Source organism: Segatella albensis DSM 11370 = JCM 12258, from assembly GCF_000426565.1.
GTDB classification, from domain to species: Bacteria; Bacteroidota; Bacteroidia; order Bacteroidales; family Bacteroidaceae; genus Prevotella; species Prevotella albensis.
This window is the reverse complement of sequence record NZ_KE384540.1, coordinates 240,184-258,426: the sequence shown is the minus strand read 5'-3', so window position 1 is coordinate 258,426 and position 18,243 is coordinate 240,184. Positions and strand designations below refer to the sequence as shown.

Here is an 18,243-nt window from a genome sequence, read left to right as displayed (position 1 = left end):
TCTTACTTCAATTTTTCAATAAACTTATCGAACATGAACTCTGTATCTACAGGACCTGAACAAGCCTCTGGATGGAACTGACTAGAGAACCAAGGATTCTCTTTATGGCAAATTCCTTCGTTTGAACCATCATTCATATTTACGAAGAGTTCTTTCCATTCATTGCCGAGGGTTGTCGTGTCCACTGCATAACCATGATTCTGGCTGGTGACAAAGCACTTATCCGTACCTACCAAACGCACTGGCTGGTTATGTCCACGATGTCCGTATTTCAACTTATAAATACTGGCACCAGCAGCCTTTCCTAATAATTGGTTACCCATACAGATACCACAAATTGGTTTGCGACTGGCACTCATCTGCTTTTTAATGATATCCACAGCATCTGAACACATATCTGGATCACCAGGACCATTGGCAAGGAACAGTCCATCAAATTCCATGTTACTATAATCGTAGTTCCAAGGTACACGTATCACCTCTACTCCACGCTCTATCAAGCAACGAATAATATTAGCCTTAACGCCACAGTCTACAAGAACAACTTTCTTTCCGACACCTTCGTTATAGCGAATAATCTCTTTAGTGCTCACTTTATCTACGAAGTTCACACCCTCATAGTTTGCTTCTGGGATATTGTTAGGTTCATCATCAAAAATGATTTTACCCATCATCACACCATGTTCACGCAATACCTTAGTGAGTTCTCGCGTATCAACGCCTGTTATTCCAGGCACTTTCTCGCGCTTGAGCCAATCGGCAAGACTCTCCACAGCATTCCAATGGCTGTATTGCTCACTATAATCACTGACTATCAGTGCTGAAGCATAAATCTTGTCGCTTTCCATAAATGTTGGTATACCATTCTTCTCAATTGTAAAGGCTGGTACACCATAGTTTCCTACTAGTGGGAATGTCATCGTAAGTAACTGACCTGCATAACTTGGGTCGGTCAAACTCTCGGGATAACCCATCATAGCCGTATTGAATACTACTTCTCCTGCAACAGGAGCTTTATATCCAAAAGACTTGCCGTGGAACTTGGTTCCATCACTTAAAACTAAGGTTACGTTCTTCATTTATACTAATTAAAATTTCTGTTCGTTTTGATAGACTTTCTCTATATAATTTACAAATGCTTGATTGCAAAGTTTGGTTCCTCCAGGTGTAGGGAAATTTCCGGTAAAGTACCAGTCTCCCTTATGTTCTGGGATTGCTTCATGTAGTCCCTCAATACTCTGATATACGAGTTCGATAGGTGTTTCTACTCCTTCTGGGCGCAACATCTCCACAATCTTTTCATTGATTTCCTCTACCGAGAAAGGCTTATAAATATCACGCACTGCATTTCTCATATCTTCTTTTGGTCGTTCAAGTTCATCTTTGCAGGCTTTATAAGTTTCCTCTATAATATGGTGCAAGTTACGTTCCTTTATCAGTTGAATAGTAGCTCTGAACACGCAGAATTCTTCCAGTCTAGGCATGTCAATACCATAGTAATCAGGATATCTGATTTGTGGAGCACTCGACACGATTACTATCTTCTTCGGGTGTAATCGATCCATGATTCTCAAGATACTCTCTTTTAAAGTAGTTCCTCTGACGATGCTATCATCAATTACAACCAAATTGTCTACGTACGGTTCTATACTGCCATAGGTAATATCATACACATGACTGGCTAAATCATTTCTTGAATTGCCTTCTGTAATAAAAGTACGTAGTTTGATATCTTTCCAAGCTACTTTTTCTGAACGTACATATTCATGAAGGATATTTTCCAATTCTTCATGCGAAGGAATGTGTCCGAGACCTTCTATGGCTTTAATCTTCTGATCATTAATATACCTCTTGAATCCATCAAGTAATCCGTAATAGGCAACCTCTGCAGTATTCGGTATATAACTGAATACAGTGTGCTGTGTATCATAGTCTACGACTTTCAGTACTTGGGGAGTAAGTTGTGCTCCAAGTTTCTTGCGCTCTTTATAGATATCACAATCAGAACCTCTACTGAAATAGATACGTTCGAACGAACATGCGGAATCTCCCTTACGATCTAAGATCTTCTCAATACTGCATTCTCCGTTCTTTCTCACGATCAGCGCATTACCAGGTTCCAACTCTTTCACGTCTTCAACTTCCAAATCGAAAGTTGTTTGTAACACAGGTCGCTCTGAAGCAACAACTACCAGCTCTTCGTTTTTATAATAAAAACATGGACGAATTCCCCAAGGATCCCGCATTGAGAACATTTCACCAGAACCCGTCATTCCGCACATGTTATATCCACCATCAAAATGACAAAGAGTTGTCTTCAATACATTGCTAATCTTAACATGATCTTCTATGTATTTTGTGATATCGCAATTTGTCAGTTCAAGAGCCTTGGCAGCAATGAAATTACGCTCCACCTCACGGTCCAATCTATGTCCCATCAGTTCGAGCATAATATATGTATCACTATAGATACGAGGGCATTGCCCCTGTTCTGTCAGTAGTTTGAAAACTTCATCTACATTGGTCATATTGAAGTTTCCGCACATACAAAGATTTTTCGCTTTCCAGTTATTTCTACGGAGGAAAGGATGAACATAGGTAAGACCACTCTTTCCTGTGGTTGAATATCTCAAATGCCCCATGTAGAGTTCACCGGCAAAAGGCAAATTAGCCTTAGCATACGATGCATCTGACAATAATTCGGACTTTATATCCTTAAACTTCTTATTAACATTACCAAATATCTCGGTAATGGCATCTTTACCTTCTGCACGTTCACGAAACATATATTCATTTCCCGGTTCAGAACTGAGTTTTACACAAGCCATACCTGCGCCCTCCTGTCCACGGTTATGCTGTTTCTCCATCATCAGATAAAGTTTATTCAGCCCGTACATCCATGTGCCATATTTCTGCTGATAGTACTCCAGTGGTTTCAACAATCTGATGAGTGCTACACCACAGTCTTCATGTATTGGTTCCATTCAATCTCCCCTTGTATCTAATAATTATATAATCCCTATTTATATAGAAAAGGGACACCACAATAAAGTAGTGTCCCGTATATCATTCTACAGTAACAGACTTGGCCAGATTTCTTGGCTGGTCAACATTCTTACCTTTGCATACAGCTACATGATAAGCTAGCAATTGCAACGGTATTGTCGCCAACAACGGCTCAAGACATTCAAGTGTATCTGGAAGTTCTATTACTTCATCTGCTATTTTCGATATCACTTCATCGTCCTTAGTTACAATAGCAATAACCTTACCCTTACGAGCTTTTATTTCCTGAATATTACTCAATATCTTTTCATACATCTCATTGTGAGTTGCAATAACCACAACCGGCATATCCGAATCAATAAGAGCAATAGGACCATGCTTCATTTCTGCGGCCGGATAACCTTCCGCATGTATATAACTGATTTCTTTCAGTTTAAGAGCACCCTCCAAAGCTACAGGATAACTATAGCCACGGCCCAAATATAAGAAGTTATGTGCATATGTGAAAATCCGGCTCAAGTCAGCGACCCTTTTATTCACCTTCAATACTTCCTTCATTGCTTCAGGCACTTTAAGAAGGTACTTAACTACCTTATTATATTCCTCACAACTAATTGTTTGACGTTCTTTAGCCAATGCAAGCGACAAGAGTAATAATACGGTTACTTGTCCTGTGAAAGCTTTTGTTGAAGCAACACCAATTTCTGGGCCTACATGGATATAAGTACCCGTATCGGTAGCACGAGCAATACTAGAACCTATGGCATTACAGATACCATAAATGAAAGCTCCTTTTTCTTTAGCAAGTTTAATAGCTGCCAACGTATCCGCAGTCTCACCACTTTGAGAAATAGCAATCACTACATCATCAGGTCCTACCACTGGATTACGATAACGGAACTCACTTGCATACTCTACCTCTACAGGGATGCGACAGAATGTCTCCAACAATTGTTTTCCTATAAGTCCTGCATGCCAACTAGTTCCACAAGCTACAATAATAAATCGCTTAGCATTTGCCAATTGTTCACGATGATCAGTAATAGCGCTTAGTACAACACCTTTCTTACTTATTCGACCGCGCATACAGTTTCTTAAACACTCTGGCTGTTCAAAGATCTCTTTAAGCATAAAATGAGGGAAGCCTCCCTTTTCTATCTGACCAAGATCAATATCAACAGTCTGAACATCTGGATTAAGCTTTACATTATCGATATTTGTAACCTGCAAATCCTCACCGAGACGCATTACAGCTATATTCTCATCATCAAGATAAACAACCTTATCTGTATACTCAATAATAGGACTAGCATCAGAACCGAGGAAGAATTCATTATCTCCAATACCAATTACCAATGGACTAGCCTTACGAGCTGCAATTATCTGATTAGGATTACGTTTGTCAAGCAATGCAATAGCATATGCACCAATCACCTGACGCAAAGCCACCTGCACACTTGTTAACAAATCAAGTTTCTTATGTACCTGAATATATTCAATAAGCTGAACAAGTACTTCAGTATCCGTTTCACTTACAAAGTGTACGCCCTTACTTATTAGATTTTTCTTAATCTGAGCATAGTTCTCAATAATGCCATTATGGATAATGGCAAGATTCTTGGATTCTGAATAATGAGGATGTGCATTTATCGCAGAAGGCTCACCATGAGTAGCCCATCGTGTATGAGCAATACCAACACATCCTGATATATTCTTATCAGAGCATACATTTTCCAAATCTACAACCTTGCCTTTGGCTTTGTAAATATTCATATCCCCGTTGTCATTAATTAAGGCAACGCCGGCTGAATCATAACCTCTATATTCAAGTCGCTTCAACCCTTTTATAAGAATTGGATAAGCGTCTCTATGTCCTAAATATCCTACAATTCCACACATATTTTATATATAGTATGACAAAGTCATTAATTCTTTGCAAAAGTAAAACTATTTTTTTGGATAACCAAATGTTTAGAGCATTTATTTATAAAACTTGAAATATCTGTGTGCATTGTTGTATGAGATATCCTCTACCATACGAGCAAGAATCTCCTGATCATTAGGGAGCAGTCCTTTTTCCACATCGTTACCGAGTAAGTTACACAGCAAGCGACGGAAATACTCATGACGTGGATAACTTAAGAACGAGCGGCTATCTGTAAGCATTCCAACAAAACGACTCAACAAGCCCAGTACTGAGAGGGCATTCATTTGTTTGGTCATTCCATCGAGTTGATCATTAAACCACCAACCAGAACCCATCTGGATTTTGCCTGGCGTAATACCATCTTGGAAATTACCGAGCATCGTAGCAATAACTTCATTAGCACATGGATTCAAGCAATACAGAATTGTACGGGTCAACTTACCTTCTGAATTCAATTCATCAAGGAAATGGCTCATAGCCTTAGCTGTGCTAAACTCTCCAATTGAGTCAAAGCCTAAATCAGCGCCTAACTTATTATACATCAACGTATTATTATCACGAATGGTACCATAGTGATATTGTTGTGTCCAGTCTGCATCAGCATCCATTTCACCACACACTTTCAAGAACGCATGCTTATACTGACGTATCTCCAATGGTGAGAGTTGCAGACCGCGAAGAGCCTTACCAAAGATTGTTTCAACCTGCGAATCAGTGAACTTCTCATCATAAAATTCTTCAAGTCCATGATCACTTAGTCGGCAACCATTCTCGGCAAAGAAATCATGGCGTTTTTGCAGCGCATCCACCATACACTTGAAAGAATTCACCTCTATCCCACTGACCTCACTAAGTTTCTTCATATAATCAGCAAAGTCACTTTTTTCTATATTCATCGCCTTATCAGGACGCCATGCAGGGAGCATTTTGATTTCAAAGCCACTCTCGCGAGTCTTCTTATGCCATTTTAAGTCATCTATAGGATCATCTGTCGTACAGACACACTCCACATTATAATGACGCATCAGTCCACGAGCACTAAACTCCGGTTTCTTTAATTTCTCATTACACTCATCATATATTTCACGAGCGGTAGCAGGACTCAACTGTTTATCAATCCCAAAAGCTGTCTTCAGTTCCAGATGTGACCAATGATACAATGGATTACGAAAAGTATACGGCATAGTCTCTGCCCACTTCTCAAATTTCTCCCAATCAGAAGCATCTCCTGTACAATACTTTTCAGCTACGCCATTAGTACGCATTGCACGCCATTTATAATGATCACCACCAAGCCAAAGTTCAGTAATGCTTTTAAACTGATGATCTTCTGCTACCATCTGTGGATCCAAATGACAATGATAATCGATAATAGGCATCTTTGCCGCATGATTGTGGAAAAGCTCCTGCGCTGTTTCGGTCTCAAGCAGGAAGTTTTCATCCATAAATTGTTTCATTGTATTATATTTTATGTTTTTTATGTTTTGATTTTGCAACTCAGTAGATTACTGAATGCAAATATACACCAATTATTTGGAAATGCGAAGTTTTTAAACTATATTTGCACTATAATTTTACAAAAGGATTAAGAAATGAAAAGAACCAATAAGGTACTGTTAATCTACACAGGTGGTACAATTGGTATGGGGCGGAACCCGCTCACAGGAGCACTTGAACCGCTCGACTTCAATCATCTTAGCGAATCAATGCCTGAGATGAAGTATGTTGACACGAACATTGATGTGTACCAATTCACTCCACCTATTGATTCCAGTGACATGTCACCAAGAATGTGGGCTCAGTTAGTACGCATTGTGGCAGAACGATATGACGAATATGATGGCTTTGTTATTCTCCACGGTACAGACACGATGGCATATACCGCTTCAGCACTTAGCTTCATGCTCGGCAATCTCACAAAGCCGGTTATTCTTACAGGTTCTCAACTTCCTATGGGCCAACTTCGCACAGACGGAAAGGAGAATGTACTTACAAGTATAGAGTTGGCATCTTGTTATAAACCAGAAGGTTATCCACGTATTCCTGAAGTATGCATTTACTTTAACGGTCACCTATTACGCGGTAACCGTTCTACCAAAATTGCCGCAGATGGATTTAACGCTTTCGATTCTTTCAATTATGCACACCTTTGCGATGCTGGTGTTAACTTCAATTTCCACGATCATCACATTTTGAAGCCCGATTACAGTCGATTCCTTGAGCCTCATTATGCAATGGACAATAACGTCATCGTTTTTTCTCTCTTTCCTGGCATCAGTGAGCATATTGTACATAACATTGTTGAGGTACCAGAACTTCGTGGTATCGTCATGCGAAGTTTTGGTAGTGGCAATGCACCTCAGAAGGCTTGGATGCTTAAATGCCTTCGCAGTGCTGTTGACCGCGGCGTTACTATCGTCAACATTTCACAGTGCATCAGTGGCAAGGTTGCCATGACCCGTTACGACACAGGTTATCATTTACAGAGTGCTGGCGTCATTAGTGGATATGATAGTACCGTAGAAGCTGCAGTCACTAAACTGATGTACCTACAAGGCAAATATAGCGATCCCCACATCATTCGTACGATGATGTCGAAATCGCTAGTAGGCGAAATAACGCTTTAAAATGATTATACGATAATTCTCGTCTTGTGATAGTTCTCACGGAACTCACTAGGCGAGCAATTTTTCTTTTTCTTAAAGATACGGTTAAAGTTGCTCAGGTTATTGAAACCACAACAAAAACTGATCTCTGAGATACTTTTCGCTGTATCGACAAGCATACGCGAAGCATAGCCCAAACGAATATCAATAATATATTCACTTAGATTTCTACCCGTATGCAACTTGAAGAATCTACTGAAAGCTGATGGACTCATTCCCGCCATCGATGCTAAGTCTGGCAACCTTAAATCTTCCATGTAGTTCTGCGCTATAAAGTTCTTCACTTTCAGCACTCTACGCGAATCATCCTCCACCATCACTTTAGCATAACTACTTGTAGCAAGAGTCTGAGCGCCCTCAGTACGAGATAATTCATAGAGAATCGACATAAACTGTTGTACAGCATAGAATCCATCTTTCACATTACTCAGTGTATCTAGTTTCTCATACACCTTCATAATGGCTTTCATCGGAAATTTCAGTCCTTTGCGCGCCCTCTTCATCATGCGCGTTATTGAGGCATACGGATTTCTTCCAAAGAGAGTGTCATCACCTAATGAGAAATCAAACTGAATAGTAATTTCACGAATATCTTCGCTGGTACATTGATATTGCTCCCACACATGTTCCAGATCAGGTGATGTAATCAATACAAGATCGAATTCACCTATCACCTCTTGCGAATCACCTACAATACGGCGAACACCAGCAGCATTCTCCACGAAATTTAGTTCATATACCTCGTGGTTATGTATAGGATAGGTAAACTCCTTTTTATGTCGATCGGCGATGTAAAGCACATCCTTACCCATCAACGGCGTGATTTCGTGTATTACTTTTCTATCCTCAGCCATATTCTGATTAAATTCTCAATTCCTTTAGGATTTCGCCCATGCGCTCCTTAGTTTTGATAGTAGTAGGCACAAGAGGAAGTCTTAACACATTATTGATGAATCCCATATCATTGAGCAAAGCCTTGCATCCAGCAGGATTACCATCCACAAAGAGTAGACTATACAATTCAGTAAACATGTGGTGTATCTTACGTGCAGGTTCATATTCACCATTAAATTCCAACCGGATCATACGACTGAATTCCTTAGGAAGCGCATTACCTATCACAGAGATAACACCAGCTGCGCCACTTGCCACCATCGAGAATGTTAAAGCATCATCGCCACTGATTACATCAAAGTTATCTGGTTTATTCTTAATAATCTCATCGACCTGTTCAAGTGAGCCAGAAGCCTCTTTCACGGCTACAATATTCTTGAAATCACGAGCCAATCGGCAGGTTGTCTCTGCTTTCATATTGACACCGGTACGTCCTGGAACATTATATAAAACGACAGGAAGAGGACTAGCTTCTGCTATTGCCTTAAAATGCTGATATAAGCCTTCCTGCGAAGGTTTATTATAGTAAGGACAGATACTTAAGATACCGTCGATACCAGTCCAGTCAGTAGTTTGGATTTCTTCCACTACCGCACGGGTGTTATTACCGCCACAATACTTCAGAATCTTCACACGACCCCTATTAACCTCTTTCACGAGCGTTGTAATTTTATTCTTTTCCTCACGAGTCAAACAAGGAGCCTCACCCGTTGTGGCAAGGATACAAAGGAAGTCGGCACCATTCTCTATTTGGTACTCTACAAGTTTCTTTAGCGACTGGTAGTCAACTTCACCATTTTCAGTAAAGGGAGTAATTAAGGCAATACCCAGGCCTTTAAAAATATTCTGCATAGCTTTGTAGCTTATTGTTTCACATTCGGTCGCAAATTTACAATATTATTATCAATTTGCAAAGAAAAATATCAATTATCTTACACATTAATGCGAGCCGATGTATAAAAATACCATTCCTAGCAATACAAGAGCAAGATCTATCATCTTAGCCTTCAAGTTCTTTTCATGGAAGACAGCCGCACCAAATAGGAAACTTACGATAACAGACCCACGACGGATCATGCTCACAATAGAAATCATTGCACCCGGCAGACTCAGCGCATAAAAATACACAAAGTCAGCTGCGCTCAAAAATAAGGAGATGAAAATAATAGCCCAATCCCAATGGAAGGCGCTCTGTGGAAATAATGGCTTTCCACCACGGAATTTCGCAAAAGGTTTTTTCCATGCGATAAACAGGACAGTGCCCATCATCAACATCTGATAGAAATTATACCAGCTCTGCACCTCCATACGGTCGAGCCCTACTCCACCATTCTCCACTGGTGCCATCAGGAACTTGTCGTATAGTCCACTCACAGCACCCAACATGGCTGCCAACACCAGAAAGAATATCCATCGATTGTGTTTAAAATCGATACCTTCTTTGCGCCCACTGCGACTCAGCATGGCAAAAGAGATAATAGCTAGCAGTACACCAATCCACTGATACACATTGAGCCGCTCTCCAAATACGAGCATAGCTCCTACAAGTGTCATCACTGGTCGAGTAGCATTGATTGGCCCCACAATGGTAAGAGGAAGATGCTTCATAGCAAAATAGCCGAACACCCAACTTGAAAGTACGATAAGACTTTTTAGAATAATGTATTGATGAGTAGCCCACCCATTGTTACCCACAAGAAAGACACTTCCGTCCAGCACATGAGTGAAATACGACAGACCAATGAGAGGCATAAAAATCAATGTAGAGAAAAGTGTGTTCAGAAAGAGCACCGTTATCACTGCATTACCCTGCAAAGCCTTCTTCTTGAAGGCATCATAGAATCCCAGCAACGTCGCTGAGACAAAAGCTAATATTAACCACATATTCAATAAATAATATCCCAGAGAAAGAGCGCATTGCCAGGCATGCTCTCACCGGCATCACTGCGCGTACCCTCGTTCAGCACCTTTTCAAATTCTTCAAGTGTCATTTTGTGTCTACCTATTAAAAACATCGTGCCTACAACAGCTCTTACCATATTTCTCAAGAATCTATTAGCCGTTATCACAAGCATATATTGTGCATCACCCGTCTTCTCCCATCTACATTCCTTCAAATCACAAAGCGTTGTTTTATTATCAGCTCCCGCCTTGCAGAAGGCCGCAAAATCTTTATGATTCTTCATCATCTCACCAGCCTGATTCATCAGATCAAAATCGAGGTCATAATGAGTTTCCAAAGAATAATGGCGGAGGAATGGGTCTTTTCTTGTATGCACATAATAATGATAGGTGCGCCATTTGGCAGAGAATCGTGCGTGCATATCCTCACCCACAGGTTCTACCCGACTCACCGACACATCCTTAGGCAGCATACGATTCATACGATACACCAGTTGCTTTGTATCCAAAGCAGAAGTTTTTTGTCCTTCCCTCTGGACATCATCCCAATCAAAATGAGCCACCATCGTACGTGCATGTACTCCAGCATCAGTTCGACCAGCACCCACGACTTCGATATTCCGCCTCAAGATTGTCGACAGGGTTTTCTCCAGCACCTCCTGTACCGAGATGCCATTAGGCTGTCGTTGCCAACCATGATAAGAGGTGCCGTCATAGGCAAAGGTGATGAAGTATCGCTGCATAATAATGTCTTTATATGTCACAAAATGATTTGGATGCAAAGTTACAAAAAAAATCACTATTTCTTGACTACTTACAAGATTTTTGTATCTTTGCAATTAATATGAAAACAGCTCAAGACATCATACTACAAATGGAACAGATGCGTAACGACAAACAGCGCAAGGTTCTCATGGGATTCTTCAAAACCGCTCCTGGCCAATATGGTGAAGGCGACGAATTTCTTGGCATCAAAGTACCTCAGACACGTAGCGTCGTAAAAAGTGTGGCGCGTGATTTTCCACTCTCTGAAGTACCCGAGCTACTACTTTCCAAATGGCACGAAGTCAGGCTCTGTGGATTTCTCATCCTCGTATGGCGTTTTGAGTTTCTTTCTACAACACGTCTGGCATCCGATGAAGATGCCATTCATCAGCGCGATAGCTTATTGCAACTATATTTGCGCTATGCGAAACAAGCCAACAACTGGGACCTTGTTGACCTCTCTGCACCAAAAATCCTCGGTAACTGGCTTCTACTCCCCACACATCTAGGCGATAAGATTAAACTCGTCGACCGTTTGGCCTTCAGTGACAACCTATGGTGCCAACGCATAAGTATGGTATGCTCGTGGAAGACATCGCAACAGGGCGATCCTTCATGGTGTTTGCGCTATGCAGAGATTCACCTTCACCATCCTCATGATTTGATGCAAAAGGCAGTAGGCTGGATGCTCCGCGAGATGGGCAAGCGGGTCAGTCTCGACCTACTGCGCGACTTTCTGCGCCAACATATACACGAGATGTCCCGAACAACTTTACGTTATGCTATAGAAAAGATGGACGAAGACGAGCGCCGATACTGGATGAAAAAGGATTAGAATGCCTTTTAACCTACCTGAGTTTCGTCTTCTATCTCATCCAACAGATTATCAATATTTTGTGGGGTTTCTTTATTCCCATCAAAGTTGGAAGCTGCCAGAATACTCGTTGACGACCCTATATGGTGTACACGAATAGTTGGTATTATATACTTTCGTTTCATCGCTGTATTATTTTTTTGCCTTTTCTAATCACTACACCTTTATAATAGCGAGATACGCGCTGACCATTTACATTATAGAAAGGACTATCGAGAGTATCATCCTTATTTTCTGCATTTATTTTGATTATACCTGTAGAGGTGCCTCCAAAATTGAGATTCAACATCTTAGCAGCTTGTTCCGTGGTTACTTCGAGATAAGCCTTCTGTTTTGGTATCGTTACTCCCGTCTTCACCTTGGCAAAGGCTTGCTTACCTGCATAGAGTGCATAGATATTCTGAGCTGCCGTCACCGTAAATGGTACATCGGAAGTACCCTTGAACAAGTTTGCATCATACATATCTGTCACTTCTGTATCGACAAGAGCGCCCAATACGAGTGGCTTCTCTCCAGTCTCCGTACTATAAAGAAGAACGCCCGTCCCTGCAGGAATCACCTTAGTCTCGAGCAATAGTAACTGCACGCTATTATCGTTAGCTTGAGTAGCAATAAAGATGTTGACATCATCAGGGACCACAAGTGCTCGCGGATAACTGAAAGATGCGAGATGACTATCTACATTGATGTCAACAACTGGCATCTCTAGAACCGTTGATGCCTCTACCGAAATTGTAGAACTATTGCCATAATAGGCTATCTTCGTGCCTTTTCCGCCATAGTCATTGAGATAGGTATTTCTACCAGGCACCGCTAATTGGAATTGTGGACTATTAGAAATATCGTTATTAAAATAATTGATTACCCAATCGGTTGAGTTCTGAGAATCCAACTGTGGTACCACTCCATTGCCAAAGTTATTACCCGCATATAACCACTGCCCTGTAGCAAGATTACGAATGCGATAGCCATCGTACGGATTTCCATAGAAAGCCCAGCGATAATTATCTGCATCAACCTTTGTAACGGTAAGTGTTGGTACGGAGACACCTTCCACCATATTCTGAGCAAGATATCCATTGCGCACCTTAATATAATAATACCGACCGGTGTGGTCATCGGAAACCAGGAACGGCGTAACGATGTCTGCTTCAATATTCTTGATTACTGGTTCTGTATAGGTGAAACTCTGAAATTCCGGAAGATTGACAAAAGCCTTCTTGATTTCATCTGGATAATCGATAATTAACTGATTTACAAAAACCGTTTGGGCATACCTTTTGATAACATTGCCTGAGGCCTTGTCTTTTACCACCCATTCTATGAAATGATTATCAGCTTCCATCTGCAGATCGTTTCCGTCAGCACCGGCTGCCACAATCTTGAAATCCGTACCTTTAATCTTATCATAGACAACAGCAGGAACAGTAAACGTATAGGTATTAGAAAGATAGACCAAATTATCATTGGCATCATACACCTTGAAGCCAACAGCTCCTGATGCATTCTGAGTATTGATGAACACATCGAGACCACCATTGGCATTTGCTGTGTAAGATGCAGAATAGCCCTGTGCTGCTACATCACTACGGAAGTCGGTATACTGCCCCACGTCGCCTTTACCAATAGCATAGCCACCCAGTTCCGTTTTCTTTTCTCCTGAAGCGACGCCCGGATATGAAGCATCAGGGGCAGTCACTCGGTCTTCTATAAATACAGCATTACACTTCTTCAAGTTCTTTGACTTAACGTATGCTATAGCGTTATTTATCATCTCCTGAGTTATCCGGATATAAAACTCACCATAGTCGGTAACATGGAAGGCTGTTTGGGTTTCATTATTCACAGTAAACTCACCATAGCGTTCACTTCCGTCTGCAGGGATAATGAAGAATCCATAAGCTTGGAACAATTCGGTAAGGTCGTAACCGCTCACCTCACAGGCTTTCTTATAAAACTTCAGATAGTCTTCCGTGGCATCGACAAACCGATTCTGGATATATTGCATCGGATCTTCACGCAAAGCTTGGAAAAGCTTCGGATAAAAATCTGACATGTAACCTTGAACATGGAAGAACTGATAGAGCTGGAAATAGAGATGGGTACGTTCCCAAATACCTCGATAAAGCCAGTACTTCCCCTCTGCCATATTCTGGAAGGTATTAGAGATATACTCTGCCCTACTGGTATGATGACCATTTAGAAAAATCGCCACATTAGAGAAAAGGTTGTTTGATACCTCAGACTGACCTATCATATTAAAGATCTTCTGATGGATATGTCCATTCTCATGAGCTGGTCCCCATAGAGCACCACCATTAAATAAGTTATCATAGTTCATGACCGTAGAGATGGTGCTTTCGTTATAATATGTACCAAAACTTGATGCATACATATAACCTCCTGATATCGAGACTGCCATAAGTGGCGTATTAAAGAAGCCTTCAAACTCACTAAGTCCCATCACTTCGTGCTCCATATTGATTATATCATCCCAAGAGCCAAGCACACCTACCATTTTCTCCGGACAAGCTGCGATAACCTGTTTTTTATTCATATTAAACAACAGCTTGTTACTGCGGAGTTGCAAATAATCATATTCCTTGAAGAGAACTTCTTTCATGATAGCCCAGTCGGCATTGGTATGACCACGGGTAATATCAAAGCAGCCATTCACAGAACCTCCCTCGATATGAATATTAAGGTCCGGATAGCTGCTAAGTAAGGTAAAAGGAGCCTTTCCTCCTGTGGTATTATCAACCTCATAGTCTATAAAGAGGAGTCCGGATTTTTGAACTTCAATAACGTTTAATCCTTCAACAAGGGGATAACCATCACCCGAACCACTATAATGTTCCACATCTCGTAAAGCCAAAGTAGCTGTCGCAGGAATATCGCCACCCACATAGATAGAAAGAATATCATTAGCATGTACAGCAATACCTGTAGGATCAGAGTTGGGTGCCAAGGCATATCCCGCCCCTATCAGATTCCTCCAAATACCACTGTTACTCATCGGTTTATAGTTGGCAATGCGAAAACTTTTCTCGTTGATGCTCCAACCATCCTGATATACTGCCCAACTATTGTTCTTTACCTTCATTGCCATGTCAATACAAATTTGCGGAATATTGTCTGTGGCCATGGCATCTTGCAGTTGACTATCTGTATAACTCTTATATGTATCTTGAAGTTCCGAGCAACTTCCATCGGTAAAATACTTACTCAATGCGGTAGTTATAGTAGCTTTCCGATTTACGATATCATTGAATTTCTCATATTTTGCACGTTGAGCAGCTAACTCTTCGTCTTCGACAGTTACCTTCTCCAGTTGCCATTTCGATGCTGCGGCTCCCTTCCCATAACTTACCACGTCATGACCCGATTGCTGGTGATGCAAGCCATTTTTAGGATCTGCTTTCACAGCTATCGTAAAACCATCCTCTGTAAACTCGAGTAAAAAGAGCATTGCATTTTCATGAGTATGGAAATTACCCGACGAGCGATTAATTTTCAGTCCTGTAACCGCATTTTCCAATGTAATGTCCTTGGTTGTAGCAGTAGGGTTACTGACTGTAATTTTCCACACCTGAATATATTTACTTGCATCAGGTGTATCACAGAATACATTATGTGGCATCGTTGCCTCGCTCATCGCCATCGTCATATCGTAGGCTTGAGAGTAAACACGATAATAACCCGTTTCAACATCGTCGAGAGAGGTTACAAAGGTATAGGCTGACGCTTGTTCTGTTATAGTCATCAAAAGGCAAAGAATCATGAAGCGTCGCACTATTTTCATTAATAGATGTCTAATACTTCCCATTTATCGTTGTTTTAAGATATATTTGTTCCTTTTCGGAATTTCTTATAGTTATAAGATGTTATTTTCGCAAATATAAATATAAAACGAATTGGATAGAAGAAATAAATTGTTAAAAATTCAAAAGTATCAGAGTACCGATGAAAGTGCCAACATATTTAAATAGTTTCTTGGGACGCACTAAAGTTTAACAAACCTTTCATTATTTAATTTTCCATCGTTAAAAGATGCTCATAATTCGTGAATTTAGCTTTAATAGTTGGATGGGCTATGAATATTGAAATTATAGGAAAATCATAACCTTCTGATTATCAGATAGTTGTTCCAAGGCATCTATTTTTACCATTAGAATATACTGGAAATATAGGTTTATTCAGTTAACTACATAGGCCAACATACTTATTCGCGTGAGCTTACGAAGTTAACTTCGTAAGCCGATGAAGTTAACTGCATTCGGGAAATCAACTTATTGAGAAGATTTTAATTGTATTTTGAGGACTTAAAAGGCTCTCTTTCGTTCTAGATGGAACATAAAACTGCACACTTTTTCTTTTAACAGTTTCTGGATAAAGTTTAAAGATTATAAAATATTTTCTTCGGGATCCCCTCGGGATGCCTTCGGGAACTGTTCGGGGAATATGCATTTGCTTGTTTGAATTCACGTATAAATTAAAATGCAAGAAACTTTATACATAAAAAAAAGAAGTTAGAAATAATTCTAACTTCTTTTCTTGTCGGGGCGACAGGATTCGAACCTGCGACCACCTGGTCCCAAACCAGGAGCGCTACCGGACTGCGCTACACCCCGAACTATAAGGAGATTTCTTTCAGAATAATGTCGGGGCGACAGGATTCGAACCTGCGACCACCTGGTCCCAAACCAGGAGCGCTACCGGACTGCGCTACACCCCGAAACTAGCTTATTAAATAAGCTTCATTTCTGAATTGCGAGTGCAAAGGTAATATAAATTATTCATTCCACCAAACTTTCAATGGACTTTTTTTAATAAAAATATCTTTTCTTCTAAAAATGCCATAAACAATCCATCTCTAGGTTCATCTAATATCAAAAAAAATAGGTTGCAACACCAATTGCAACCTATTTACTATATAGAGATATAAAAAACTAATCAATTACTTAATAACACCTTGTTCAACAAAGATCTTCTTAAGAATCTGTACACCACGCTCAACCTGCTCCTGATTATGAGAAGCCATAAGGGCAAAACGAACGAGTGTATCCTGAGGAGCACATGCTGGAGGAATTACTGGATTGATGAATACACCAGCCTCGTAAGCCAATGCGGTGATCTTAAATGTCTTTTCTACATCATGAACATAGAGAGGAATAATAGGACTCTCTGTGTCACCAATCTCAAAACCTTCCTCCTTGAAACGCTTCAATGCATAATTGGTAACATCCCAAAGATGCTGGATTCGCTCTGGCTCGTTCTGAATGATATGAAGAGCCTCAAGTGCTGAAGCTGTTGCTGCTGGAGTGTCTGAAGCCGAGAAGATATAGGTACGACTGGTATGACGAAGATAATTGATTGTATCTTTATCTGATGCGATAAAACCACCGATAGATGCCAAACTCTTAGAGAAGGTACCCATGATAAGGTCAACTTCATCAGAAAGACCGAAATGGTCACATACGCCACGACCCTGCTTACCAAATACACCAAGACCATGAGCCTCATCAACCATGATAGAGCAGTTATACTTGTGCTTAAGTTCTACAATCTCTGGCAACTTAGCTAAGTCACCCTCCATAGAGAACACACCATCAACAACGATAAGTTTAACTGCCTCATGTGGTAACTTCTGGAGCACACGCTCAAGATCTGCCATATCATTATGCTTGTAATGAAGCTGAGTGGCGAAACTCAAACGACGACCGTCAACGATAGAAGCATGGTCACGATCATCACATATCAAATAATCACCACGACCAACAACTGCTGGGATAACACCAGAGTTAACGGTAAAACCTGTAGAGAAGCAAAGCGCGTCATCTTTGTGTTCAAACTCGGCTAACTCTTTCTCCAACTGAACATGGATGTCAAGTGTACCATTCAAGAAACGGCTTCCGGCACAACCAGAACCATACTTCTCAAGAGCTTTCTTACCAGCCTCAATGATACGATCATCACCTGTAAGACCAGTATAAGCATTACTACCAAACATCAAAACACTATGATCTCCCATTGTTACCTCAGGGCCTTGTTTGCTAGTAATGGCTCTAAAATAAGGGTAAACGCCAGCCTCCATATATTTCTGAGGCTCACGATAATTTTTGTATCTTTCTTGTAACTGTCCCATTATTAATAGGTGTACTTTTGTTTATTTCATTTTTGCTTACAGCGTGCAAAGATACAAAAATTTA

At 40.6% G+C, this 18,243-nt stretch carries 13 protein-coding genes and 2 tRNA genes; 2 read left to right on the top strand and 13 right to left on the bottom strand.

All coding sequences use genetic code 11. From position 1 onward, the window contains the following. Positions 1-2: 2 nt before the first annotated feature. From carA to uxaC, 4 genes are all read right to left on the bottom strand, one after another. The gene (gene carA / locus K333_RS0110940) at positions 3-1,079 is read right to left on the bottom strand and encodes a glutamine-hydrolyzing carbamoyl-phosphate synthase small subunit (protein WP_027452702.1); all 1,077 of its coding nucleotides are present in this window, start codon (positions 1,077-1,079) and stop codon (positions 3-5) included. A gap of 9 nt (positions 1,080-1,088) precedes the next feature. After that, complete coding sequence (locus K333_RS0110935; RefSeq protein ID WP_024990080.1) at positions 1,089-2,984, bottom strand: amidophosphoribosyltransferase; 1,896 nt, start codon at positions 2,982-2,984, stop codon at positions 1,089-1,091. An 82-nt stretch (positions 2,985-3,066) separates the two neighbouring features. After that, on the bottom strand, positions 3,067-4,905 hold the full coding sequence (gene glmS, locus K333_RS0110930; protein WP_024990079.1) for a glutamine--fructose-6-phosphate transaminase (isomerizing): 1,839 nt from the start codon (positions 4,903-4,905) through the stop codon (positions 3,067-3,069). Between the two features lie 81 nt (positions 4,906-4,986). Continuing rightward, complete coding sequence (gene uxaC / locus K333_RS0110925) at positions 4,987-6,390, bottom strand: glucuronate isomerase (protein WP_027452701.1); 1,404 nt, start codon at positions 6,388-6,390, stop codon at positions 4,987-4,989. Positions 6,391-6,525: 135 nt separating this feature from the next. On the opposite strand from uxaC, the gene K333_RS0110920 reads away from it, so the two are divergent. Then, on the top strand, positions 6,526-7,560 hold the full coding sequence (locus tag K333_RS0110920; protein ID WP_024990078.1) for an asparaginase: 1,035 nt from the start codon (positions 6,526-6,528) through the stop codon (positions 7,558-7,560). 5 nt (positions 7,561-7,565) lie between these two features. Here the strand turns inward: K333_RS0110920 and K333_RS0110915 are convergent, their stop codons facing one another. The 4 genes from K333_RS0110915 to truA all read right to left on the bottom strand — a co-directional run bounded on the left by K333_RS0110915 (position 7,566) and on the right by truA (position 11,138). After that, on the bottom strand, positions 7,566-8,453 hold the full coding sequence (locus K333_RS0110915) for an AraC family transcriptional regulator (RefSeq protein ID WP_027452700.1): 888 nt from the start codon (positions 8,451-8,453) through the stop codon (positions 7,566-7,568). A 7-nt stretch (positions 8,454-8,460) separates the two neighbouring features. Continuing rightward, positions 8,461-9,345: a 4-hydroxy-tetrahydrodipicolinate synthase gene (gene dapA, locus K333_RS0110910; protein ID WP_024990077.1), complete on the bottom strand. Its 885-nt coding sequence runs from the start codon at positions 9,343-9,345 to the stop codon at positions 8,461-8,463. 87 nt (positions 9,346-9,432) lie between these two features. Continuing rightward, positions 9,433-10,377, bottom strand: coding sequence for a DMT family transporter (locus K333_RS0110905; RefSeq protein ID WP_024990076.1), 945 nt, complete (start codon positions 10,375-10,377; stop codon positions 9,433-9,435). A 2-nt stretch (positions 10,378-10,379) separates the two neighbouring features. Then, positions 10,380-11,138, bottom strand: a complete 759-nt coding sequence (gene truA / locus K333_RS0110900; RefSeq protein WP_024990075.1) for a tRNA pseudouridine(38-40) synthase TruA — start codon at positions 11,136-11,138, stop codon at positions 10,380-10,382. Positions 11,139-11,239: 101 nt separating this feature from the next. Between truA and K333_RS0110895 the strand changes: the two genes are divergently transcribed. Continuing rightward, on the top strand, positions 11,240-11,995 hold the full coding sequence (locus K333_RS0110895) for a DNA alkylation repair protein (protein ID WP_024990074.1): 756 nt from the start codon (positions 11,240-11,242) through the stop codon (positions 11,993-11,995). An 8-nt stretch (positions 11,996-12,003) separates the two neighbouring features. Here the strand turns inward: K333_RS0110895 and K333_RS13245 are convergent, their stop codons facing one another. From K333_RS13245 to spt, 5 genes are all read right to left on the bottom strand, one after another. Continuing rightward, the gene (locus K333_RS13245; protein WP_154653047.1) at positions 12,004-12,159 is read right to left on the bottom strand and encodes a hypothetical protein; all 156 of its coding nucleotides are present in this window, start codon (positions 12,157-12,159) and stop codon (positions 12,004-12,006) included. Then, positions 12,156-15,860, bottom strand: coding sequence for a M60 family metallopeptidase (locus K333_RS0110885; RefSeq protein WP_081657258.1), 3,705 nt, complete (start codon positions 15,858-15,860; stop codon positions 12,156-12,158). The genes K333_RS13245 and K333_RS0110885 overlap by 4 nt, the downstream gene beginning before the upstream one ends. 731 nt (positions 15,861-16,591) lie before the next feature. Further along, positions 16,592-16,665, bottom strand: a tRNA-Pro gene (locus K333_RS0110880). 30 nt (positions 16,666-16,695) lie between these two features. Continuing rightward, positions 16,696-16,769 (bottom strand) — tRNA-Pro (locus tag K333_RS0110875). 222 nt (positions 16,770-16,991) lie between these two features. Next, positions 16,992-18,179, bottom strand: a complete 1,188-nt coding sequence (spt, locus tag K333_RS0110870) for a serine palmitoyltransferase (RefSeq protein ID WP_027452699.1) — start codon at positions 18,177-18,179, stop codon at positions 16,992-16,994. Positions 18,180-18,243 lie beyond the last annotated feature (64 nt).

Bases quoted from the DNA above. Each gene is read 5' to 3' on its own strand.
- K333_RS0110905 (WP_024990076.1), bottom strand. From the start codon at position 10,377: ATGTGGTTAATATTAGCTTTTGTCTCAGCGACGTTGCTGGGATTCTAT.
- K333_RS0110920 (WP_024990078.1), top strand. From the start codon at position 6,526: ATGAAAAGAACCAATAAGGTACTGTTAATCTACACAGGTGGTACAATT.
- K333_RS0110895 (WP_024990074.1), top strand. From the start codon at position 11,240: ATGAAAACAGCTCAAGACATCATACTACAAATGGAACAGATGCGTAAC.
- carA (WP_027452702.1), bottom strand. From the start codon at position 1,079: ATGAAGAACGTAACCTTAGTTTTAAGTGATGGAACCAAGTTCCACGGC.
- K333_RS0110935 (WP_024990080.1), bottom strand. From the start codon at position 2,984: ATGGAACCAATACATGAAGACTGTGGTGTAGCACTCATCAGATTGTTG.
- uxaC (WP_027452701.1), bottom strand. From the start codon at position 6,390: ATGAAACAATTTATGGATGAAAACTTCCTGCTTGAGACCGAAACAGCG.
- K333_RS0110885 (WP_081657258.1), bottom strand. From the start codon at position 15,860: ATGGGAAGTATTAGACATCTATTAATGAAAATAGTGCGACGCTTCATG.
- spt (WP_027452699.1), bottom strand. From the start codon at position 18,179: ATGGGACAGTTACAAGAAAGATACAAAAATTATCGTGAGCCTCAGAAA.
- dapA (WP_024990077.1), bottom strand. From the start codon at position 9,345: ATGCAGAATATTTTTAAAGGCCTGGGTATTGCCTTAATTACTCCCTTT.
- glmS (WP_024990079.1), bottom strand. From the start codon at position 4,905: ATGTGTGGAATTGTAGGATATTTAGGACATAGAGACGCTTATCCAATT.
- K333_RS0110915 (WP_027452700.1), bottom strand. From the start codon at position 8,453: ATGGCTGAGGATAGAAAAGTAATACACGAAATCACGCCGTTGATGGGT.
- K333_RS13245 (WP_154653047.1), bottom strand. From the start codon at position 12,159: ATGAAACGAAAGTATATAATACCAACTATTCGTGTACACCATATAGGG.
- truA (WP_024990075.1), bottom strand. From the start codon at position 11,138: ATGCAGCGATACTTCATCACCTTTGCCTATGACGGCACCTCTTATCAT.